18 protein-coding genes and 1 pseudogene are annotated in these 21,474 nt (G+C 70.9%); 9 read left to right on the top strand and 10 right to left on the bottom strand.

Annotated features, from left to right (window positions below; genetic code table 11):
* Positions 1-144 precede the first annotated feature (144 nt).
* The 5 genes from E9228_RS16715 (at position 145) to E9228_RS16695 (ending at position 5,177) form a co-directional block, all read left to right on the top strand.
* Positions 145-2,619 (top strand): phosphoketolase family protein, encoded by a 2,475-nt coding sequence (locus E9228_RS16715; protein WP_166781675.1) that lies wholly within the window; start codon positions 145-147, stop codon positions 2,617-2,619.
* Between the two features lie 79 nt (positions 2,620-2,698).
* Entirely contained in the window at positions 2,699-3,184 is a 486-nt protein-coding gene (locus tag E9228_RS16710) for a GtrA family protein (protein ID WP_215905459.1), read from the top strand.
* Positions 3,181-3,864, top strand: coding sequence for a fumarylacetoacetate hydrolase family protein (locus tag E9228_RS16705; RefSeq protein WP_166781674.1), 684 nt, complete (start codon positions 3,181-3,183; stop codon positions 3,862-3,864). Before E9228_RS16710 ends, E9228_RS16705 begins: the two co-directional genes overlap by 4 nt.
* Positions 3,865-4,004: 140 nt before the next feature.
* A complete protein-coding gene (locus tag E9228_RS16700) occupies positions 4,005-4,988 on the top strand; it encodes a TIM barrel protein (RefSeq protein ID WP_166781673.1) in 984 nt (327 codons plus the stop codon).
* A 9-nt stretch (positions 4,989-4,997) separates the two neighbouring features.
* A complete protein-coding gene (locus tag E9228_RS16695) occupies positions 4,998-5,177 on the top strand; it encodes a hypothetical protein (RefSeq protein WP_166781672.1) in 180 nt (59 codons plus the stop codon).
* A gap of 25 nt (positions 5,178-5,202) precedes the next feature.
* Here the strand turns inward: E9228_RS16695 and E9228_RS16690 are convergent, their stop codons facing one another.
* The 4 genes from E9228_RS16690 to E9228_RS16675 form a co-directional block, all read right to left on the bottom strand.
* Complete coding sequence (locus tag E9228_RS16690; protein ID WP_166781671.1) at positions 5,203-5,400, bottom strand: hypothetical protein; 198 nt, start codon at positions 5,398-5,400, stop codon at positions 5,203-5,205.
* A 199-nt stretch (positions 5,401-5,599) separates the two neighbouring features.
* Positions 5,600-8,086, bottom strand: coding sequence for an ATP-dependent DNA ligase (locus E9228_RS16685; protein ID WP_341849934.1), 2,487 nt, complete (start codon positions 8,084-8,086; stop codon positions 5,600-5,602).
* A 23-nt stretch (positions 8,087-8,109) separates the two neighbouring features.
* Positions 8,110-9,000, bottom strand: a complete 891-nt coding sequence (locus tag E9228_RS16680; protein ID WP_166781669.1) for an SDR family oxidoreductase — start codon at positions 8,998-9,000, stop codon at positions 8,110-8,112.
* Positions 9,001-9,103: 103 nt separating this feature from the next.
* Complete coding sequence (locus E9228_RS16675; RefSeq protein ID WP_166781668.1) at positions 9,104-9,676, bottom strand: hypothetical protein; 573 nt, start codon at positions 9,674-9,676, stop codon at positions 9,104-9,106.
* A gap of 94 nt (positions 9,677-9,770) precedes the next feature.
* Here E9228_RS16675 and ku point away from each other — a divergent pair, with 94 nt between their 5' ends.
* Positions 9,771-10,841 (top strand): non-homologous end joining protein Ku, encoded by a 1,071-nt coding sequence (ku, locus tag E9228_RS16670; RefSeq protein WP_166781667.1) that lies wholly within the window; start codon positions 9,771-9,773, stop codon positions 10,839-10,841.
* Between the two features lie 156 nt (positions 10,842-10,997).
* Here ku and E9228_RS16665 read toward each other — a convergent pair whose 3' ends face one another.
* A complete protein-coding gene (locus tag E9228_RS16665) occupies positions 10,998-12,179 on the bottom strand; it encodes an ROK family transcriptional regulator (protein ID WP_166781666.1) in 1,182 nt (393 codons plus the stop codon).
* A gap of 220 nt (positions 12,180-12,399) precedes the next feature.
* On the opposite strand from E9228_RS16665, the gene E9228_RS16660 reads away from it, so the two are divergent.
* Complete coding sequence (locus tag E9228_RS16660; RefSeq protein WP_166781665.1) at positions 12,400-16,353, top strand: glycoside hydrolase family 3 protein; 3,954 nt, start codon at positions 12,400-12,402, stop codon at positions 16,351-16,353.
* A gap of 103 nt (positions 16,354-16,456) precedes the next feature.
* Complete coding sequence (locus E9228_RS16655) at positions 16,457-17,065, top strand: antibiotic biosynthesis monooxygenase (RefSeq protein ID WP_166781664.1); 609 nt, start codon at positions 16,457-16,459, stop codon at positions 17,063-17,065.
* 137 nt (positions 17,066-17,202) lie between these two features.
* Here the strand turns inward: E9228_RS16655 and E9228_RS17240 are convergent, their stop codons facing one another.
* The 5 genes and pseudogenes from E9228_RS17240 to E9228_RS16635 form a co-directional block, all read right to left on the bottom strand.
* The gene (locus tag E9228_RS17240) at positions 17,203-17,460 is read right to left on the bottom strand and encodes a hypothetical protein (protein WP_252728514.1); all 258 of its coding nucleotides are present in this window, start codon (positions 17,458-17,460) and stop codon (positions 17,203-17,205) included.
* A gap of 1,119 nt (positions 17,461-18,579) precedes the next feature.
* Positions 18,580-18,879: pseudogene (locus E9228_RS17705) on the bottom strand (PH domain-containing protein); the annotation flags it as partial.
* Positions 18,880-18,937: 58 nt separating this feature from the next.
* Complete coding sequence (locus E9228_RS16645; RefSeq protein WP_166781662.1) at positions 18,938-19,246, bottom strand: PH domain-containing protein; 309 nt, start codon at positions 19,244-19,246, stop codon at positions 18,938-18,940.
* 160 nt (positions 19,247-19,406) lie between these two features.
* Positions 19,407-20,285 (bottom strand): ATP-binding cassette domain-containing protein, encoded by an 879-nt coding sequence (locus E9228_RS16640; RefSeq protein ID WP_166781661.1) that lies wholly within the window; start codon positions 20,283-20,285, stop codon positions 19,407-19,409.
* The gene (locus tag E9228_RS16635) at positions 20,282-20,962 is read right to left on the bottom strand and encodes a hypothetical protein (RefSeq protein WP_166781660.1); all 681 of its coding nucleotides are present in this window, start codon (positions 20,960-20,962) and stop codon (positions 20,282-20,284) included. Before E9228_RS16635 ends, E9228_RS16640 begins: the two co-directional genes overlap by 4 nt.
* 304 nt (positions 20,963-21,266) lie before the next feature.
* On the opposite strand from E9228_RS16635, the gene E9228_RS16630 reads away from it, so the two are divergent.
* Positions 21,267-21,428 carry an aureocin A53 family class IId bacteriocin gene (locus E9228_RS16630; RefSeq protein ID WP_166781659.1) on the top strand — a complete coding sequence of 54 codons (162 nt, stop codon included), beginning with the start codon at positions 21,267-21,269 and terminating at the stop codon, positions 21,426-21,428.
* Positions 21,429-21,474 lie beyond the last annotated feature (46 nt).

Here is a 21,474-nt window from a genome sequence, read left to right as displayed (position 1 = left end):
TGAGGGGGTGGAGAACCAGCGGTGAGCTGCTAGTGAGCGCTTGCGGGTGTTTCCCGGCTTGTGACAGTGATTCGGGGCCGTCCTCCGATCGGATTGGAGAGATTTCTGGATTCCCCGGATCGGTGTCCTCGTAGCCTGGTCAGCATGCCGACGACGCACTCCTCCACCGACCGCATCCGCGCGATCGACGCCTGGTGGCGCGCCGCGAACTACCTCACCGTCGGGCAGATCTACCTGCTCGACGACCCGCTGCTGGAACGGCCACTCGAGCCCTCCGACATCAAGCCGCGGCTGCTCGGGCACTGGGGCACCTCCCCCGCGCTGAACCTCGTGTACGCACACCTCAACGCCGTGATCAGCGAGACCGGGCGCGACGTCCTGTACATCTGCGGCCCCGGCCACGGTGGCCCCGCGATGAACGCGAACGCCTGGCTCGAAGGCACCTGGAACGAGCTCTACCCGGACATCACGCCGGACACCGCCGGACTGCAGCGCTTCTTCCGACAGTTCTCGTTCCCCGGCGGCATCCCCTCGCACGCGGCCCCGCAGACCCCCGGGTCGATCAACGAGGGCGGCGAGCTCGGCTACTCCCTCGCCCACGCGTACGGCGCGGCCCTCGACAACCCGGACCTCGTCGTCGCCTGCGTCGTCGGAGACGGCGAGGCCGAGACCGGACCGCTCTCCGCATCGTGGCAGGCGCACACGTTCCTCGACCCGGTGTCCGACGGGGCGGTGCTGCCGATCCTCAACCTCAACGGGTGGAAGATCGCGAACCCGACGGTCCTCGCGCGCATCCCGGACGAGGACCTCCAGGCCTACTTCCGCGGGCTGGGCTACGAGCCGATCGTCGTCGACTCCGGCCGGGTCGACCACGACCCGTTCGCCGTGCACGCCCTGTTCGACGGTGCGCTCCGTCGTGCCCTCGCGACCATCGACGACATCCAGGCCGCCGCACGCGCACAGGCCGCACGCGCCGCGGCCGGTGAGATGGCCGGTGCCGCGGACCTCCGCCCGCGCTGGCCGATGATCGTGCTCCGCACCCCCAAGGGCTGGACCGGGCCGAAGGTCGTCGACGGCCAGCAGGTCGAGGGCACCTTCCGCGCTCACCAGGTCCCGCTGCCGAACGTCCGCGAGGACGAGGGGCACCGCAGGCAGCTCGAGGAGTGGATGCGCTCCTACCGCCCCGAGGAGCTCTTCGACGAGGACGCCCGCCCGATCGGGATCCTCGACACCATCCGGCCGACCGGGGACACCCGGATGAGCGCCAGCCCGCACGCGAACGGTGGCCGCATCCGCACCGCCCTCGACCGGCCCGGACTCGAGCGGTTCGGGGTGCCGGTGGGCGAGCCGGCCTCGGCGACCGGCACGCTCGGCCCCTGGATGGCCGAACTCATCCAGCGCAACCCGGAGAACTTCCGGCTGTTCGGACCGGACGAGACGATCTCGAACAAGCTCGACGCGGTGTTCGACGTCACGAACCGCGTCTGGCGGGCCCGACGGGCCGAGGGCGACGAGCACATGGCCGCACGCGGTCGAGTCATCGAGGTGCTCTCCGAACACCTGCTCGAGGGCATGCTCGAGGGCTACGTGCTGAGCGGCCGACACGGCGTCTTCAACACCTACGAGGCGTTCGCCCACATCGTCGACTCGATGGTCGGGCAGTACGCCAAGTGGCTCGAGTCGGCGACCGACATCGACTGGCGCGCACCGGTGTCGAACCTGACGATCCTGCTGTCGTCGCACGTGTGGCGGCAGGACCACAACGGGTTCTCGCACCAGGACCCCGGGTTCCTCGACGTCGTCGCGTCCAAGCAGCAGGACCTCGTGCGGATCAAGCTGCCCGCCGACGCGAACACGCTCCTCGCCGTCGCCGCGCACGCGATGGAGACCACCGACCGCATCGAGGTGATCGTCGCCGGCAAGCACCCCGAGCCGGTGTTCCTGTCCCTCGAGGACGCCGTCGCCCACGCGGACGCCGGCGTCGGCACGTGGGACTGGGCCGGCACCGAACAGCAGGTCGGCCGCGTCGACGTCGTGCTCGTCAGCGCCGGGGACGTCCCGACCGTCGAGACCGTCGCTGCCGCGGACATCATCCGGAAGCACGCCCCCGACGTCGGCGTCCGCGTGGTCAACGTCGTCGACCTGCTCTCCATCGGCGACCCGCGCAAGCACGAGCACCCGATCAGCGACGAGCGCTACGACGAGGTCTTCCTGCCCGGCACCCCCGCCGTCTTCGCCTTCCACGGCTACCCGACGCTCGTGCACCAGCTCACCTACCGTCGGCACGGACACGACGACCTGCACGTGCACGGCTTCCTCGAGCAGGGCACCACCACGTCGCCGTTCGACATGCTCATCCGCAACGAGATGGACCGCTACGCGCTGGCCCACGACGCGCTCACCCGCGTCGCGGACGGGTCCGACCGGTTCGCCGACCTGCTCACCGCCCTCACCGACGCCCGGACCGCCGCCCGGACCTTCGCCTACACGAACGGCGAGGACCACGAGGCCGTCTCCGGGTGGGAGTTCACCGGCTGGCCGCAGGACGAGCCGTCCGACGGCGGCACGGGCGGCGACCCCGGCCGCGGCGAGACCGAGGGCGCAGCACCCGGTGCCTGACCGTCCGGCTGAGCGGACTGCCGGTCCGGAAGGCGTGCCGGTCAGCGGGTTCCCGGCGACACCGGTCTAGGGTTGGCCGGTGCAGTCGTTCTCCGTCCGGTCGCTCGTCGAACACCCGGCGCTCCGGTTCCTGGTCGTGGGTGGCCTCGGTTTCGTCATCACGATGGGCATCAACTACGGGCTGAAGATCTTCGTCATCCCGCAGCACCCGGTGACCGCCCTGTCGATCGGCATCATCGTCGCGACCGTGTTCTCGTACTTCCTCAACAAGAAGTGGTCGTTCGGCGACCGCGGTGAACTCCACACCGGACACGAGCTCCTGCTGTTCCTCGTCGTCAGCCTGATCGGCGTCGCACTGAACTCCGCGCCGCTCTGGATCTCCCGGTACGTCTTCGGGCTCGAGGTGCCGAACGTCTCGCTCGCGGGGCAGGAACTGGCGGACTTCATCAGCGGGCCCGTGATCGGCACGCTCATCGCGATGGGCTTCCGCTACTGGGCGATGAACCGGTTCGTGTTCCCGGCCCAGCAGGCGCAGCCAGCGCAACGTGCCACGCTGGACGCGTGACCGACCTCGTCGTCCCGGCCCCGCGCCTCCCGTCCGTCCCCACCGCCGCCGGCGGCCGCTTCCCGGTCCGGCGCATCCACTGCGTCGGCCGCAACTACGCGGCGCACGCGCGCGAGATGGGGCACGACCCCGATCGTGAGCCGCCGTTCTTCTTCGGCAAGCCCGCCGACGCGGTCGTCGCCGACGGCCACGACACCCCCTACCCGACGCTGACCGCGCAGCTGGAGTACGAGGTCGAACTGGTCGTCGCGCTCGGTGCCGGCGGACAGGAGGTCGCCGTGGCCGACGCCCTCGAACTGGTCTGGGGCTACGCCGTGGGCATCGACCTGACCCGGCGTGACCTGCAGGCCGAGGCCAAGCGACTCGGTCGGCCGTGGGACCTGGCGAAGGGGTTCGACGCCTCCGCCCCGATCGGCGTGGTGGTCCCCGCTGCCGGCGTCGACCCGACGTCGGGTGCCGTCACCCTGCACGTCGACGGCGAACTGCGGCAGTCCGGCGACCTCGCGGACCAGATCTGGTCCGTCGCCGAGACCATCGCCGCGCTGTCCCGGGCCGTCCGGCTCGAGCCCGGCGACCTGCTCTTCACCGGCACCCCGGACGGCGTCGGCCCTGTGACCCGCGGGTCGGTGCTGCGCGGTGCGATCGACGGGGTCGGCACGGTCGAGACCCGCATCGTCTGACGCGCGGGCTGGGAGCGCTCGGAGACGGCGGGCGTAGAACCGGGCCTGACGCTGCGCGGGGCACGGCAGCGATCCGCAGACGGGGTGTGCAGCAGCTGCAACGACGCAGTCGAGCACGTCCGGATCATGGAGGTGGTCCTGTGGAGGAACACGACCTGCTCGCCACGTCCTGGACGTGGGCCGGACGCGAGTCCGTCCGCGAACGCATCGACGCCGTCACCGCGGCGGGGTTCTCCGGGCTCGCACTCTCGCTCGACGACCTGCACGACGTGCGCGCCACCGCCGGCTTCGCAGCGTTGCGACGGATGCTCGACGACGCCGGCGTGGTCTGGGTCCAGGTCGGGACGCTCGGCGACTGGTGGTCCGCCGACGCCGAGCACGACGCCGACCGCGGGGTGCTCCTGGAGGCCGCCGCGACCCTCCGTGCGTGGCAGGTCGTCGTCCGCGCCGACCACTCGGTCCCCGGCGCCCCGCTCACCGCGATGGCCGAGGCCTGGGACCACCTCGCCGCCCAGGCCGAGGGCGTCGGCGCCCGGCTCGTCCTCGAGTCCGAGCCGTGGTCGAACCTGGGGACGGTGGAGCGAGCCGCACGCTTCGTCGCCGCCGGCCACCCGAACGGCGGCCTGCTCCTCGACGCGATGCACGCGCTGCGCGGTGGCTCGACCCTGGCCTCCATCGGGCAGGGGGTGGCCCCCGCCGTCCTCGCCGCCGTGGAACTCAGCGACGGTCTGCTGCACACCCCGAACGGCATGACACTGGCCGACGAGTCGCGGAACGGCCGCTACCTGCCGGGCACCGGTGCCTGGGACCTGCCGGGCTTCATCCGCACCGTCCGCGGCCTGGGCTTCGACGAGCCCTGGGGCGTGGAGGTCCGGACGCCTGCGCTCCGTGCGATGCCACTGGCCGACGCGCTCCGGGTGTCGGCGGCCGCGACCCGGGCCGTGCTCGACGCCGCGGACGCGCACGGCGGCCCACCGGCGCCCGCGATGCCGACGTCACTCGCCCCGACCTCAGCCGTCGACTACGACGTCCCGCGTGGTCCGGACGTCCCACTCGTGCCGGGATCCGTGCCGCGTGCGCCCGCGGGGGCTGGCCGTCGAGCCGGTCCAGCGGCCTCCGCGTAGCGTGGCGGCATGACTGATCACGCACACCCCGGCAACGACGACGCACTGCAGGCTTCGCAGGAGGCCATCGACGAGGCGAAGGCCGCTGCGGCGGACGCCGGTCAGGCTGACGAGCGCGCGGCTGCGGAGCAGGACCTGCCCCTCGAGTCCGGCGCCGCACCGGCGGACGGGCCGGCACCGGCCGCCTGACCTGGTCGGGACGGCTGCCCTCAGGTCAGTCGTCGACCTGGTCGCCGAGGAAGTCGGCGTAGGTGGCTTCGTGTTCGGTCCCGCCCGCGTCCACCATTTGACGGTCTCCCGTCCGGCCGTCGGGCCGTGCTCTCGTCGTGCCGTCCTGGTCGCCCGGCTGCTCTGCGGACGTGTCTCCGCGCTGCCCCTGGGTGAACGGCGGGAGGTACTTGCTCGCGTCCATGTCGCGTCCTTCCGTCCCGAGGAACGTAACAGCCGGCCTCGGCCCGACGGGAGTGGTCGCCGCAATCGTCCCCCGCATGTGCGGACAACGGGGGACGGAAGTTCGCCCGGGGCGGACCTCATGCTCCTGCATGCGGATTCCGGACCTCCGCGGCACCGCGGCCCGCGTCGGCCGACGTCGCGCAGGTCACGCCCGGACGTCACTCCCGGACGACGTCCTCGGGGCGCTTGTCACTGCGCCACCCCCGCCACGAGGGTTGCCGGAGGCGCCCGTCGCCCGTCCACTCGGCGAACTCGACCTCGCCGACACGCTCCGGTGCGACCCAGTGCGCATCGCGCGCATCGGGCCGCGGGACGTCCACGAACGGCGAGTCGTCCTGCTCGAGGTCACCGAGGACGGCTCCGATCTCGTCGAGGTCCCGGTCGCGGAACCCGGTGCCGACCTTGCCGACGTAGACCAGTCCCTCGTCGCCCGGGATCCCGAGCAGCAGGGAGCCGATGCCTCCTGCACGCCGACCGGCCCCGGGCTTCCACCCGCCGACGACGACCTCCTGCGTGGCGTGGTGCTTCAGCTTCAGCCACGACTCGGAGCGCCGGCCCTCGGCGTACCGCGAGGAGCGCTTCTTCGCCACGACCCCCTCGAGCCCGCGCTTCCGCGACTCCGTCATCGCCCCGGCGAGATCCCCGTCGAACTCCGGCGGGACGTCGATCGCCCCGCCCGGTTCCACGACCGTCCGGAGCGCCTCGCGCCGAGCGGTGTACCCGTGGCGCGTGAGTTCGTGCCCGTCGGCTTCGAGGACGTCGAAGAGCAGCAGCCGCACGGGCGTCGTGGCCTGGGCAGCGCTGACCTCACGCGGCTTCGTCAGCCCCATCCGGTTCTGGAGCAGTTGGAACGACGGACGTCCGTGCTCGTCGAGCGCGACGACCTCGCCGTCGAAGACGCCGTCGACACCGGCCCGTTCCGCCAGCTCCTGCAGTTCCGGGTACTGGTCGGTCAGGTCGTTGCCGTTCCGGCTGCGCAGTCGGACGGTGCCGTCGTGGACGGTGGCGAGTGCGCGGACGCCGTCCCACTTCATCTCGAACGCCCACTGCTCGGGGTCGAGGCCGGGCTCGCCCTTCTGCAGTGACGCCTGCATGGTGCGGCGCTGCTCCGGGGCCGTGTCCGAGTCCGCGGCGTGCTCGATCCGCGCACCCGCAGCACGGGCCGCGGGTCCGGGGTGCGAGCCGGTGGAGGCGTCACCGTCGGCGGTCGGCTGGTCCTTCGTCCGGTGGATGAGCCAGCTCTTCTCGTCCCCGGTCCGGCCGCGGCCGTGCCCGCGGGTGTGCAGGAGCGCGAGCCGTCGCACGCCGTTCGTCCGGCCGTGCAGGGTGACGATGACCTCTTCGTCCTCACGCCACTTCTCGACCTCGACCGTGCCGTCGTCCCAGATGGTCACGGTGCCGCCGCCGTACTCACCGGCGGGGATGATCCCCTCGAAGCCGCCGTACTCGAGCGGGTGGTCCTCGGTGTGGACGGCCAGGTGGTTCGCCCCGGGGTCGGTCGGTTCCCCCTTCGGCAGCGCCCAGCTCACCAGGACGCCGTCGTGCTCCAGACGGAAGTCGTAGTGGTTGCGGGTGGCGTGGTGCTCCTGGATGACGAAGGTGGGTGTGCCGTCGGTCCGGACCGTCGGGGAGCCCTGCGGCACCGGCTCCGGCGTCTTCGAGGCGTCCCGCTTGGCGCGGTAGGTCGTCAGACGATCCTGCAGCTCCTGCCGTTCCTGACGCTCGCGCTCGTTCACCTGCTCGGTCCGGGCGCCGTCCCAGTGCCCGGAGTCCGCACGTCCGACGCCGAGCGAGGCCGCCGCGACCGGGTGGAGCAGGTCGCCGAGGTCCGGCATGCGTTCGAGGACCTCATCGAGAGTCAGGTGCGTCAGACCGGGCTCGGTCAGCTCCTTCCACGTCCGTGGCGCCGCGACCGTCGGGTGCGACCGTCCACGCAGCGAGTACGGCGCGATCGTCGTCTTGTTGCCGTTGTTCTGCGACCAGTCGACGAACACCTTGCCCGCCCGCTCCGCCCGGCTCATCGACGACAGGACCAGGTCGGGCATGTCCTGCTCGAGTGCCTTCGCCAGCTCGTGTGCGACGTCGGACACCTGCTGCGCCGTGGCCGAGCCGTCGAGTGCCGCGTACAGGTGGATGCCCTTCGACCCGGACGTCACCGGGTACGGCTCGAGTCCCATGCCCTGCAGCACCGCGCGGGCCGCGACCGCCACCTCGACGCACTCGGGCAACCCGACGCCGTCGCCGGGGTCCAGGTCGAGCACGAGCCGGTCCGGGTCCTGGTGTCCGCCCCGCGGGCCGAAGCGCCACTGCGGCACGTGCAGTTCCAGCGACGCCTGCTGCGCCAGCCACACCAGCGTCGGCAGGTCGTCGACGACGGGGTACTCGACGTCGTGGTGCTCGTGGTGGATGGTGTGGTGGCGGATCCAGTCCGGGGCGGAGTCGGGCAGGTTCTTCTCGAAGAACACCTTGCCGTCCACCCCGTTCGCCCAGCGCTTCCGGGTCATCGGGCGGCCGGTGACGTGCGGGATCATCCACGGGGCGATCCGCTCGTAGTACGCGATCACCTGCCCCTTGGTCGTCCCCGTCTCGGGGTAGAGCACCTTGTCGAGGTTCGTCAGCGCGAGCCGACGGTCCCCCACCTGCACCGTCGTCTTCCTGGCGACCGGGCTCACAGCGCGACCCCCGTGGCACCGCCCACCGTCAGCGTGGTGCCCGACGTGTAGGACGACTCCGGGCCGGCGAGGTACACGTAGGCGCTGCCGAGCTCGACGGGTTGCGCGGGCCGACCCAGCGGGGTGTCCTGCCCGTACGCCGCGATCTCGTCGCCCGGGTAGCTGATCGGCTGGAGCGGGGTCCACACCGGGCCGGGGACGACGGTGTTCGCCCGGATGCCCTTCGACGCGAGCTGACGTGCGAGCCCGTTCGTGTACGTGATGATCGCGGCCTTCGTGGCGGCGTAGTCGATCATGCGGTCCTGCGGCAGGTACGCCGACACCGAGCTGGTCGTGACGATCGCGCTGCCCGGGGCCAGGTGCGGGACCGCGGCCCGGGTCAGCCAGAACAGCGAGTACAGGTTGACCTTCATCGTGCGGTCGAAGTCCTCGGTGCTCTGCTCGGTGATGTCCTCGTGCACCTTCTGGTGTCCGGCGACCAGGGCCAGCGCGTCCAGTCCGCCGAGCAGGTCGACGGCGGTGCGGACGAGCTCGGTGCAGAACCCCTCGTCAGTGAGGTCGCCCGGCAGCATCACCGCTGTCCGCCCGAGGTCGGCGATCACGTCGCGGACCTCGGTCAGGTCGTCGATCTCCTCCGGCAGGGCGTTCAGGGCGACGTCGGCCCCTTCCTTCGCCATCGCGATCGCAGCAGCCCGGCCGATGCCCGAGTCCGCACCGGTGACCAGCACGCGGTAGCCGCGCATCCGGCCGGTGCCCTGGTACGACGTCTCCCCGTGGTCGGCTGGCGGGTCGAGCTCCGCCGCCCGCCCGGACCCCTGCTGCGTCTGCGCGGGGAACGGCGGCCGGGCGTACTGATCCCGCGGGTCCTGCTTGTCGAGCTGGCTCATGGGCCCATCGTGCTCGCGGAACCGGACCGGCGACACAGGAGCGGCGAGGTCCGTGGAGGACGTGGGCCGTGCCTCCCGGCTGTGGAGGAACGACCAGCGGTCCTCAGACGGTCGAGACGGCGCGCACCGGTGCGTCGAGCAGGCGTCGTGCCGACGGACGCACCCCGTGCGTCCGCAGGAACTGGACCGCCGCCAGGACCGCCCAGACCGCAGCGAACGCCCAGTCCCGCGGCTCACCCGCGATCGCGAGACCGCACCAGAGACACGCGACCACGACGGCGACCCACGCGCCGACCAGTTGCCGCGTCGACTCGCTGAGCAGCTGTCGGACCCGGGGACGCCACAGCGTGTCCGGGACCCCGTCCGGCACCTGTCCGGCCCGGACCCAGGCATGCGTCGCGAGGACGGCGGCGCGACCGCCGCGAGCCCACCACGCCCGCAGGAGCGACACCGGGAGCACCACGGCGAGCGCCAGGCCGAGGACGACGACCGTGACCCAGGGGAAGGGCCCGGCCGTCGTCAGGCCGATCCCGACACCCGTCGCCAGGCCGACGGCGGCGCCGAAGGCGAGCTGCGCCCACCCGGCCGCGTCGATCCGGTCCCCGGCGTCGGCCTGCCCCGCCGTGGCCGCGTGGTGCTCGGCCGGTCGCCCGGCCGCTGTCCGTTCCCCCGTCATGCTCCGGCACCGTACGCCCCCCGGGCGCCCGCCGCACCTGCCGATCCGCTCAGAACTGGGGGTCACCCGGCCCTGGCGCGAGCATCATGAGCGCATGAGGTCGATCTGGAAGGGCTCCATCGCGTTCGGGCTCGTCAACGTGCCCATCAAGGTCTACGCGGCGACCGAGACGCACGACGTCTCCCTGCACCAGATCCACGACGAGGACAAGGCCCGCATCCGGTACAAGCGTGTCTGCGAGCTGGGGCACGAGGTCGAGTACGGCGACATCCAGCGTGCGTACGACGACGGTGAGAAGACGGTCGTCCTGACCCCCGACGACTTCAAGCAGCTGCCGCAGGAACAGTCGCACGAGATCGAGGTCCTGGAGTTCGTCCCGGTCGACCAGGTCGACCCGATGATGTTCGAGAAGACGTACTACCTCGAGCCGGACTCCCGCTCCCCGAAGGCCTACGTGCTGCTCCGGAAGACGCTCGAGCAGACCGACCGGCTGGCGATCGTGCAGTTCACGCTCCGGCAGAAGACCCGGCTCGGGGTGCTCCGGGTGCACGACGACGTCCTGCTGCTGCAGGGGCTGCTCTGGGGCGACGAGGTGCGGTCCGCCGACTTCTCGGCACTCGACACGTCGGTGAAGGTCAGCGCGAACGAGCTGGAGATGTCGTCCTCGCTCGTCGAGAGCATGTCGACCGACTTCGACCCGGACCGCTACACGGACGAGTACCAGGAGGATCTGCAGCAGCTCATCGACGCGAAGCTCGAGGCCGGCGACGACGTCGACACGGCGGAGACCTTCGGTGAGCAGGCCGCGTCCGACGACGACGACGCGGGCGGTGACGTCATCGACCTGATGGCCGCCCTGCGGGCGTCGGTGGACAAGAACCGTGGCGGCGGGAGCCGGTCGGGAGGCACGGGGTCGCGCTCCGGGTCCGGCTCGCGATCGCGCGCGGCCGCGTCCGACGACGACGCGGACGACGCTCCGGACCGGAAGCCCGCGGCGGAGCGGACCCCTGCAGCGAAGGCCCCGACGAAGCGGGCGCCGACGAAGCGGGCGCCGTCGAAGCGGGCGCCGTCGAAGAAGGCTGCGGCGGCGGAGTCCGCTCCGGCGAAGTCGACCGCCGCGAAGTCGACCGCGAAGCGTGCCCCGGCGAAGAAGAAGGCGAGCTGAGGGCTCAGTCGCTGCGGTCCGGGGTCTCGTTGCGCCCGCGTTCCGTCGTGGCAGCGGGGTGGTCGCCGTGCTCCAAGTCGGGGATTGAACCACGGACAGCCCGACACCGGGCCCACCGGACGCCTCCGGGGCCGGGACAGGGGCCGGGCAGTCCGCTCAGTGCGGTGCGTCCCCGTCGGCCCGGGCGGGGGACGAGGCAGCCGCGAGTTCCAGCGCCCCGTGCAGTTCGGCCCGGTCGCCGAGCGCGGCCGCACGGACCTCGACGGTCGCCGCGATCGCCGGTTGGGCGTCCCGCTCGACGGCGGCGCGGACCCCGTCGACGAACCCCGGTACGGTCGCGAGCTCTCCGCCGAGCACCAGGGCTCCGGGGTTCAACAGGTCGCAGAGCTGCGCCAGGACGGTGCCGAGGGTCCGTCCGGCCTCGTGCGCCACGCGCTCGACGACCGGACCGCCCCGCCGGTCGAGGAGCACGTCCGCCACGCCGCGGGACGGGTCGACCAGGGCGACCCGGGCCCGGACGGCCTCGACGGACACCACCGCCTCGAGGCAGCCCCGCTTGCCGCACCGGCAGGACTCGGGCCGTCCGGGCAGGCCGATGTGGCCGATCTCCCCGGCGATGCCCGTCGCCCCCGTGTAGAGCCGCCCGCCGACGACGAGCCCTGCGCCGATGCCGTGCGACGCCTTCACGTAGAGGAAGTCCGCGCGGCCCCGACCGGCCCCGGCCCCGTGCCGGGCCTCGCCGTACGCGCCGAGCACGGCGTCGTTCTCGACCCGGACGGGCAGCGCGAGCCGCCGCGTCAGCTCGGCACCGGGGTGCAGGCCCACCCACGACGACAGGATCGTCGGCGACGTCACCGCACCGGTCCGGGCGTCCAGGGGTCCGGGGACGCCGGCGACCACCGACCCGAGGGTGACCCCCGTCGTCCGGACGAGTCCGTCGAGCATCGTGGCCGCGAGGTCGAGCGCCGCCGGAGCGTGGGCGTCGACGTCGAGCCGCGCGATCCGGTGTCCGAGGAACGCGCCCTGCTCGTCGGCGACGGCGACCTGGACGTGGGAGTGGCCGAAGTCGATGCCGGCGACCGCGGACGCGTCGACCACCGCGACGAGCCGGACGGCGGGGCGACCGCTTCCCGACCCCGGTCCCTTCGGTGCGCGGTCCGACTCGGTGATCCGTCCCTCCCGGATCAGCCGTGCGACGGCCTGGTTGACGGTGCTGCGGGCCATCCGGGTGCTGTTCACCAGCTCCTGACGGGTCGATGCGCCACCGGCGCGCACGAGCGCGAGCAGCTCCTCCGCGGTGCGCTCGCGGAGGGGGACGCGGTCGCCGTCGGCCGTCATGACCGTGATCGTAGCTCCGAGCCGCGGCCCTTCTCGGCTGGCGACCGGTCGAAAAAGACGAACGATCATCAGCTGCGAGCGTTGACAGCATCCGCGAATCCCGAATACGGTCCGGGATTGTTCCGTCAGAACCACGCCGAGACCGGTTCTGCCCCCGCACCACAGGGACGTGGTGGGGGCGACGGTCGACGCGTACGACGTTGTCAGAGAGGACAACTCGATGCATGTGGAGAACAGGCGATCCGTCCGGACCGCCGTCAAGGCCGCACTCGCGGTCTGCGTCACGGGGGCGCTCGTCGTCACCGGGGCCGGGTTCGCGAACGCCGCGACCACCAACCCCAACCCGGGACCACTCGAGAAGGCGAACGCCGCGCTCAGCGAGCGTGCCGCCGGCCAGGGGATGGTCCTGCTCGAGAACAACGACGACGCGCTGCCGATGGCGAAGGACGGCTCGGTCGCCGTCTACGGCGTCGGCGCCTACGCCACCGTCAAGGGCGGCACCGGCTCGGGCAACGTCAACAACCGCTACACGATCTCGGTCCGCCAGGGACTGCAGAACGCCGGCTACCAGATCACCACCGCGCCGGCGTACTCCGACGCCGTGAAGACCGCCTTCGACACCAAGTACGGCACCGCGAACGCCGGCGGCTTCGGGCCCTCGATCGACTACTCGTCGGTCGAACAGCGACTGACCCGCACCACCGTCAAGCCGACCGCCCCGACCGACACCGCGCTCTTCGTCGTCGCCCGGAACTCCGGCGAGGGCAGCGACCGCTCCTCCGGCCCCGGCGACTACCAGCTCACCGACACCGAGAAGGACGACCTACAGGTCATCGGGCAGACGTACCGCAAGGTCGTCGTCGTCCTCAACGTCGGTGGCATCGTCGACACGGCGTTCTTCGACGAGATCAACAAGTCCGCGAACGACCCCGACGGCGGCAAGCCGCTCGACTCGATCCTGCTCATGAGCCAGGCGGGCCAGGAGTCCGGCACCGCGGTCACCGAGGTGCTCAACGGCACGGTCACCCCCTCCGGCAAGCTCACCGACACCTGGGCCTCGAAGTACTCCTACTACCCGGCGTCGGCGACCTTCGCCAACAACGACGGCAACAGCGCCGAGGAGCAGTACAGCGAGGGCATCTACGTCGGCTACCGCTGGTTCGACTCGATGTACCGCTCGCTCGACCCCGCGGACCCGGCGAGCGTCGTCGAGTACCCGTTCGGCTACGGGCTGTCGTACACGCAGTTCCAGGTGGAGCCGCTCGGGGTCACCGCGGACATGTCGACCGTCTCCGTCAAGGCCCGGGTCACGAACGTCGGGACCGAGGCGTCCGGCAAGGACGTCGTCCAGACGTACTTCTCGGCACCGCAGACCGGACTCGACAAGCCGTACCAGCAGCTCGCCGGCTCCGCGAAGACCGACAGCCTGGCCCCCGGAGCGTCGCAGACCGTGACCATCCGGTACAACACCACGGACATGGCCTCCTACGACGAGACCAAGGCCGCCAACACCATGGAGGCCGGTGACTACGTCATCCGCGTCGGTGACTCGTCGCGGAACACCAGTGTCGCCGCGAAGCTCCGTCTCGGTGCCACCACCACCACCGAACAGCTCGCCAACGAGCTCGACGACCAGCGCCCGGCCACCGAGCGCACCAGCGACCCCGCCGACTTCTGGTCGTACCCGGAGGAGGAGCAGCAGCTCGCCGACGCCCCCGTCGTGCCGCTCGACACCACCGGCTTCACCGCTCCGGACCACGCGTCGAACCTGGAGCAGGACGTCCCCGTCGCAGCCGACTCGCCCTACGCGGCGATCGACGGCGACACGATCGCGTCCGTGACCGCCTACGTCGACGCCGCCACCACCGACTGGGAGGGCACGGGCAAGCCCTACGCCCCGAAGACCGGTGAGACGACCGAGCCCGTGGCCGTCGTGCCGAACGCGACCCTGTTCGACGTGAAGACCGGCAAGATCACGATGCAGCAGTTCATCGCGGGCCTCAGCGCCACCCAGCTCGCGAACATCGTCGAGGGCGCCAGCGCCGCCGGCACCACCGCGACCGCGATCGGTGCCGCCGGCTACACGACGGCGAAGTACGAGGACCGCGGACTGCCGGGCATGACCCTCGCCGACGGACCCGCCGGTCTCCGCATCACGCAGAAGACGTCGACCACCCCGGCGACCTACCAGTTCGGCACCGCGTGGCCGATCGGCACACTGCTCGCGCAGACCTGGGACCCGGAGCTCGTCCAGGAGGTCGGCGTCGCCGTCGGTCAGGAGATGTCCGAATACGGCGTCGCCCTCTGGCTCGCACCCGGCATGAACATCCACCGCGACCCGCTCAACGGGCGCAACTTCGAGTACTACTCCGAGGACCCGCTGCTCACCGGCCTGACCGCGGCCGCCATGACGACGGGCGTGCAGAGCATCCCCGGCGTCGGCGTCACGATCAAGCACTTCTACGGCAACAACCAGGAGACCGCACGCACCAGCTCGAACGACGTCGTCAGCGAGCGGGCGAGCCGGGAGATCTACCTGCGCGGGTTCGAGATCGCCGTCAAGAGCGCCCAGCCGATGGCGGTGATGACCTCGTACAACAAGGTCAACGGCACGTACGCGTCGGGGAGCTACGACCTCAACACGGACGTCCTCCGTGGTGAGTGGGGCTTCGCGGGCACCGTGATGACCGACTGGGGCGCGGGTCCGCGCACCGGGGCGACCGGGGTCATGTACGCCGGCAACGACCTCATCGAGCCCGGCGGCAACCCGAACGAGGTCCTCAACGCCCTCAAGCAGGTCGCTCCGACCATCGACGTGTCCGGCCTGCCCGCGTACACCAGGACCGTCACGCCCACCCGGACGTCGACCGCCTGGCAGTTCGGCGGCCTGACGCCCGCCGCGACCGGCACCCAGTCGATCTCGACCACGGTGGACGCGACGACCGACCTGACGAAGACGCCCCTCTCCGGGACGACGACGCGTGACGCCATCAACAACGAGACGTACGCGGCCAACGCTCCGTACGCCTCCGTCCAGGCCGCCTACGCCGACGTCACCGCACTGCTCGCCGGCAGCACGCTGACCGCCGCGCAGAAGGCCGGCATCACCGTCACCGGTGTGCAGCGCCAGGACCCGGCCGACCCCGCGTCGCCGGTCGTGGCGTACACGGTCACCGTCACCGGGAACTACCCGGCGACCGGCTACAACCTGCGCCTGGGCGACCTGCAGCGCAGTGCGAGCCGCATCCTCACCACCGCGTCGCAGACCGCCGGGTTCCAGCAGCTCGCCGAGGCGAAGGGCGTCTCCGGGATCTCGGTGAAGCCCTACACCGCGCAGTTCTCCGACCTCGTCGACTACCAGTCGGTGACGAAGGGCGCGGTCCTCACCCAGCAGACCGGTGACGGCCCGTCCGTCGCGGTCGCCGTCACGCCGAAGCCGAACGCCGCGGGCTGGTCCACGGAGCCGGTGACGGTCCGGGTCACGTCCACGGACGACGACGCACGGCTCTACCTGTCGGTCGACCAGGGCGAACTGCTCCCGGCCTCCGACCCGGTGACGATCTCGGACGAGGGTGAGCACAGCCTCCGGGCCCTCGCCGTCGGCACGGACGGCTCGATCTCGAAGCTGCTCGAGACCACCGTCCGCATCGACCGCACCGCCCCGACCGTCACGGCCGGCACGGCGACCAAGGGACAGCTGACCCTGACCGCCGAGGACGCGCTCTCCGGAGTCGCGACCGTCCAGTACTCGCTGGACGGCACGACCTGGAAGACCTACGCCGGCAAGGTGACCGTCCCGGGAACGCCGAAGACGGTGCAGTACCGGGCGACCGACGTGGCGGGCAACACGAGCGCCGTCCAGCGCGTCACGGTCACCGCACCGTCGGTGAAGCCGGTCGTCACCAAGCAGCCGGTCGCCAAGGTCTCGGTCAAGGCCGGGACGAAGGTGACATTGCAGGCGGCCGCGTCGGGCACCCCGACGCCGACCGTGCGGTGGCAGCGGAGCACGAACGGCGGCGGCACGTGGACGACCGTCGCCGGGGCGACGAAGACGACGTGGAGCTTCACGGCCACCGCGACGTCGAACGGTCGGCAGTTCCGGGCCGTGTTCACCAACGACGCCGGGCAGACCGCCACCTCGGCCACGAAGGTGACGGTGACCACGGCGAAGTGACCGCACACCGGCTCCGATGAGCCGCGGGCACCGTCCACCTCCGGGTGGGCGGTGCCCCGTCCCGTTTCACACGGTCGAAACAGTCGTCCGGGACACTGGTCGGATGACTCCACAAGAGCCTGGGGCCCTGTCCCCGTCGGCGCCCGAGACCGCCGGGCCGCCCGTCACCGTGTCCATCACCCGCCTGGTCGAACCCGACCGGATCCCGGAGGTCACCCGCTGGGTGCAGTCCGGCGTGAACCTCGCCAACCGCTACCCGGGGTTCCTCGGCTCCGGCTGGGTCCGGTCCACAGCCCGGTCCCGCGAGTGGCACATGCTCTACCGGTTCGCCGACCACGACTCCCTGTCCACGTGGGAGGACTCGGACGACCGGCTGCGCTGGCTCGACCTCGGCCGTGACCTCGTCGTCGAGTCCCGCGTCGAGAAGCGCACCGGCATCGAGGGGTGGTTCGACGTCCCGCAGGAAGCCCCGGCATCGAGCGCGCCGCCGCGGTGGAAGCAGGCGGTGAGCATCTGGCTCGGGTTCTTCCCCGTCAACCTGGTCTTCACGGTGCTGGTCGGCTGGCTGCTGCCGTCCTTCGCGGGTCTGGCGGCACTGCCCCGGGTGCTCATCACGACGCTGGTGCTCACGCCGATCATGACGTTCTGGGTGCTGCCGTTCGTGACGAAGCTCATCCGCCCCTGGTTGCTCGCCCCGCCCCGCACCTCCTGATCGCGAAACGCAACGTCGGCGCCTGCACGCAACGGGATACCGCTGCGAGGAGGCGCCGACGTTGCGTTCCGCGAGGGTGTCCCAGCAGTGCCTCGGCGAACGGTCTCGGTCCGTCCATCGCGGTGTGGCGCAGCGCGTCAGGAGTCTGCTGCCCGGCTGTTCCGTCGCCGCGAGCCGCGGCCCGCGGAGGTGATGATCGCGGTGATGCAGATCACCACTCCCGCCATGAACCAGTCTCGGACTGTGCCCAGGCCGCCGGTGGCCGCGACGATGATCACGGCGATCAGGACCGCAACGGGGAAGCAGACAGCAACGGCCTTCGGCAGGATCCGACCAGCCGACCAGGCTGCTCCGAAGAACGCGGCGACACACAGGGCGATGAGGAGATCGGTCATCGGAGGTTCCTTTCCAGATCGAGCGGCGTCGGCGACTCCAAGCCCCGACGCTGGAGAGCTACGAGACGAGCGGATGTGGCCCACACCGTGAGTCGGACGGTGCGCCGCCCGCGGAGTGTCACGGTCTGCGTGCCGCGCCGCCTGGCGAACCCGACCCATCGGGACACATCGACCGAGTCCGCCTTGATCACCCACACGGATCGGAACAGCGTCCCGCGCTGTGCGATGACCCATCGGGCGCCGGACGCACTGGTCGCGACCCGGATGTGACCGATGTGGCTGTCTGCCGCACGGAGCAGGAGGAACGCCACGGTCACGGCGACCAGCGCGAGCGGAGCCAGGACCACAGATGCGACGGCGGCGAGGACGAGACCCCCCCGCGGCGATGACCAGCACGACGGGCACCGTACGAGTCCGACGAGGACCGCCCGCCAAGTCGGCGGGCGGGAGACCGGTGAGGAATTGGAGCATCTCGACGGCATGCGTCACGCGGGTCAACGGCAGCAGCAGGTTCCGGGTCACGAGCCCGCTGTCTCCTCGAACGACCGCACGGAGGACGACGCGGTTCCCGAAGAGCATCAGCACGGGTCGCCGGGACTCGTACGCCGCCACGTCCTCCGACACCACGACACGCTGCTCCCTCTGCGCCAGCCCCGCGGCGAAGACCAACGCACCGCTCGGGCGGCACGTCACTGAGAAGCCGCGGTACCGGACCCACGCGATGGCGGCCCCGTAGACGAGGCTCCCGACGGCGACGATCGCGACGGCGAGGCCGGACGCCACCGGATCGAGCCGAACGATCTCACGCATCGACGGCAACAGGGTTCTGGAGAGACCGAACCACGGCAGGATCTCGGATGCGCCGGAGTAGACGCTCGGCAGGAAGAAGACGAACGCGCCGGTGCAGACCCCGATGAGCAAGAAGTCGGACGGTCGCAGAGCGGGAGTCACGACCCGTCCCGGCTCGGCCTGCTCGATCGGCGCGACATCGTGTACTTCTCCGGTGTCGCGCGGGCTCGGAGTGGTCCGCTGCGATCGGCTCTGACCGTGGAGTCGGACGAGGCGAGCAGCCTCGCCGGTGAGGAGGTCTTGGATCGTGACGGATGCGATCTCCGTCGCCCGCAGCGTGATCCGGAGTTCTGCGACACCGAGCGTGCGCTGCACCAGCGTCTGACGGACGGTGACGCTGACGACGGACCGCCATGAGAGACGCTTCTCCTCGCGGCCGACGAGTCCTCGGAAGACCGTGATGCCGCTCCTGTTCGCGACGTACCGAACGGTGACCCAACCGGAGAAGACCTGCACCAGCCGCGTGTAGCCGTAGTAGACCGAGACGACCACGAGCACCGGGTTCCAGCCAGATGGGAGCACCGCCGTCAGCGTCACACCGAACCCGATCACCAGCCAGGCGGATCGCATCGCGATCGCGGTTCGGACGAGCAGGGTTCGCGGATGGGGACGGCGAAGTGGAACGCGATCAGACATCGTCAGCCCCGAGCCGCATCAGGCGCTCGACGTCCGCGTCCGACATGGGCAGGAGTGAGACCTCCCGCGCCGGGGTGAACAGCACGCACTTCGCGACGCCGAGGCGCTGCAGGAGCGGACCCGATTGACGGCGGACCAGCGTGATCTTGGATCCGGGAACGTGATCCACTGAGCGGAACACTGCTCCCCGGTACACGAGCACGCCCCCTGGAACGATCTCGACACGGAAGTTCCGGACTGCGACCGGAACGACGAGCACCGACTCGATGACCGCGCTGAGCAGAGCGAGTGCCACCCCCACCCAACAACACGTTCGCCACGCCCCGGACGCCCAGACAGTGCTGAGGATCGCTCCTCCGGCGACGATGAGGCCCCCCGCCCAGGCTTCGATCCGACCGACCGTCGTGGCTGCAACTCTCGCCGCTCGGAGCGACTCACGGGCCTCGCGACCTCCGCGCCGTTCACCGCTGGCGGTTCGACGTCGCGTCACGGTACTGCTCTTCGAGGGTCTGCGCTTCCGAGACGAGGTGGGACAAGACCGCGCCGGAAGACGTCGCCGTGTGGAACACCCGCGCTGGCTCCATCCCTCGGACCAGGATCGAACTGTCGGCGGTGACGACCACGTCGGCTCCGGCCGCCGCCAAGGCACGGACGAGTTCTTCCGCGCGCGACTCCGCGCGGAGCCGGACCGCGTTCTGCATCCGGCTCCCGCTCACGAGGGGCGACAGCGACCCGTCCGCCAGGAGCACCACGCGGGTGGCGATCCGCTCCATCTCTGCCATGAGGTGCGAGGAAAGCAGCACGGATCGTCCGGAACTGGCGAAGTCCCGGAGCAGTTCGCGCATCCAGAGCACCCCGTCGGGATCGAGACCGTTGAGCGGCTCGTCCAGCACCAGGACGTCCGGCTCGTCGACCAGCGCCAAGGCGAGAGCGAGCCGCTGCCGCATCCCGAGTGAGAGGTGCTTCACGCGTCGGCGCTCCGCCTCACTGAGCCCGACGGCTGTCAGCGCAGCCTGCACAGAACTGCGGCGCACTCGACCGTGGGCATACAGGTGAGCGATCACCAGGTGTTGACGACACGTGAGCCTGTCGTCGAGCCACGCCGGGTCGAGGAGTGCGCCGATCCGCAGAGGACCGTCCGTGGTCCCTCCGAGTTCGACGACACCAGACTGCGCCGTGTCGATACCAGCGACGATCCGGAGGAGGGTGCTCTTCCCGGAGCCGTTCGCGCCGAGCAGTCCCAGCACCTCGCCACGGCGGACTTCGAGGTCGAGGTCCGTGAGCACCTGATGAGTCCCGAACCCTTGACGGACGCCGATGAGTCGGACCACGGAGTTCATCGGATGCCCCACCGTCGGACGCTGACCAGACCGGCGATGATGAGTGCGGTGTCCAAACCCACGAATCGGAGGACGGCAGTCCCCTGCGTCGCGGACTCCAACACGGCAGCAGTGAGCGTCACCGGCGCGAACTGCAGGACCGAGACGCTGATGCTGGGCGCCCAGATCCCGGCGATCGCCACGACGAGCGGCAGCGCCCACACGACTGCCAAGTAGACGAACACCGCCGAGACGGGCGATCGCATGAGCATGCCGAGGCCGGCGCCGAGCAAGACGAACAGGAGATGCAGGGCGGGGAGCGCCAGCCACGCAAGCGGCGATACGTGCAGGACGCCGTCTGCGCGAGAGAGCGCGAGCGGCACGAGCAACATCACCACGGCGATCGCAGTGAGCACTCCTGACGCGGCCAGCACCGCCGTCTTCGCGATGAAGACGAGCGTGCGATCGTTCATCTGCAGGAGCGTGAGCGCGAACTGGCGCGATGACAGATCAGCCGAGGTGAACAGCGCCGCCGCGAGTCCCAGGAAGAACGGGCTGACCTCTGCGCCCGACACAGCTGCTCGCACGACCGCCGCCGGTGCCGCGGCCGGTGCGAGGACGAGGACCTGCCCCGCGCCGAGTGCAAGCGCTCCCACTACGGCGATCGCCACCAGGGCCACCTGGGAGCGCAGGCTCACGAGCCGGTACCCCTCGGCCCGCAACGATCGCGACCATCTGGACCTGGTCACTGCGTACTTCGACCGCCTTGTCATCGTTTCCCGCCCTCGAACTCCGGTCTCCGCCGTCCCGGAACATCCGGGATGGCCCAACGTAGCGGGTTTTCGCGGTCGCGTATGCCTTACAACATCTATCAGTACTTTGTATTTGACGTGACGGCTCCGGCCTGCCACGGTCGTGCTCACCGCACCGACTGCGGTCGGGGAGACGTGTGCACGCGGCGACCCGGATGAAGCGAACAACGAATCGAAGGGGGGCACAGCCATGGCTGTGTTCGCAAGGATCCTCCAGCTGCTGGCGAGGTACGGAGCGCGGGCCGTCGCGTGGGCGAAGGCCCACGTTCAGCAGGTACTGAACTGGATCAACATCGGACAGGCGATCGACTGGATCGTGTCGAAGATCAAGCAGGTCCTCGGCATCCGCTAGCAGGACGGCCAGGCCTGTCTGATGCAGAGCTGGTCAGCGCCTGCGC

The organism is Curtobacterium salicis (genome assembly GCF_011759505.1).
In the GTDB taxonomy this organism is placed as follows: domain Bacteria; phylum Actinomycetota; class Actinomycetes; order Actinomycetales; family Microbacteriaceae; genus Curtobacterium; species Curtobacterium salicis.
This window is presented reverse-complemented; position numbering and strand designations above follow the sequence as displayed.

Excerpts from the sequence above, each read along its gene's own strand:
- E9228_RS16715 (WP_166781675.1), top strand. The coding sequence starts at position 145 with ATGCCGACGACGCACTCCTCCACCGACCGCATCCGCGCGATCGACGCC.
- E9228_RS16695 (WP_166781672.1), top strand. The coding sequence starts at position 4,998 with ATGACTGATCACGCACACCCCGGCAACGACGACGCACTGCAGGCTTCG.
- E9228_RS16690 (WP_166781671.1), bottom strand. The coding sequence starts at position 5,400 with ATGGACGCGAGCAAGTACCTCCCGCCGTTCACCCAGGGGCAGCGCGGA.
- E9228_RS16680 (WP_166781669.1), bottom strand. The coding sequence starts at position 9,000 with ATGAGCCAGCTCGACAAGCAGGACCCGCGGGATCAGTACGCCCGGCCG.
- E9228_RS16675 (WP_166781668.1), bottom strand. The coding sequence starts at position 9,676 with ATGACGGGGGAACGGACAGCGGCCGGGCGACCGGCCGAGCACCACGCG.
- ku (WP_166781667.1), top strand. The coding sequence starts at position 9,771 with ATGAGGTCGATCTGGAAGGGCTCCATCGCGTTCGGGCTCGTCAACGTG.
- E9228_RS16665 (WP_166781666.1), bottom strand. The coding sequence starts at position 12,179 with ATGACGGCCGACGGCGACCGCGTCCCCCTCCGCGAGCGCACCGCGGAG.
- E9228_RS16660 (WP_166781665.1), top strand. The coding sequence starts at position 12,400 with ATGCATGTGGAGAACAGGCGATCCGTCCGGACCGCCGTCAAGGCCGCA.
- E9228_RS16655 (WP_166781664.1), top strand. The coding sequence starts at position 16,457 with ATGACTCCACAAGAGCCTGGGGCCCTGTCCCCGTCGGCGCCCGAGACC.
- E9228_RS17240 (WP_252728514.1), bottom strand. The coding sequence starts at position 17,460 with ATGACCGATCTCCTCATCGCCCTGTGTGTCGCCGCGTTCTTCGGAGCA.
- E9228_RS16640 (WP_166781661.1), bottom strand. The coding sequence starts at position 20,285 with ATGAACTCCGTGGTCCGACTCATCGGCGTCCGTCAAGGGTTCGGGACT.
- E9228_RS16630 (WP_166781659.1), top strand. The coding sequence starts at position 21,267 with ATGGCTGTGTTCGCAAGGATCCTCCAGCTGCTGGCGAGGTACGGAGCG.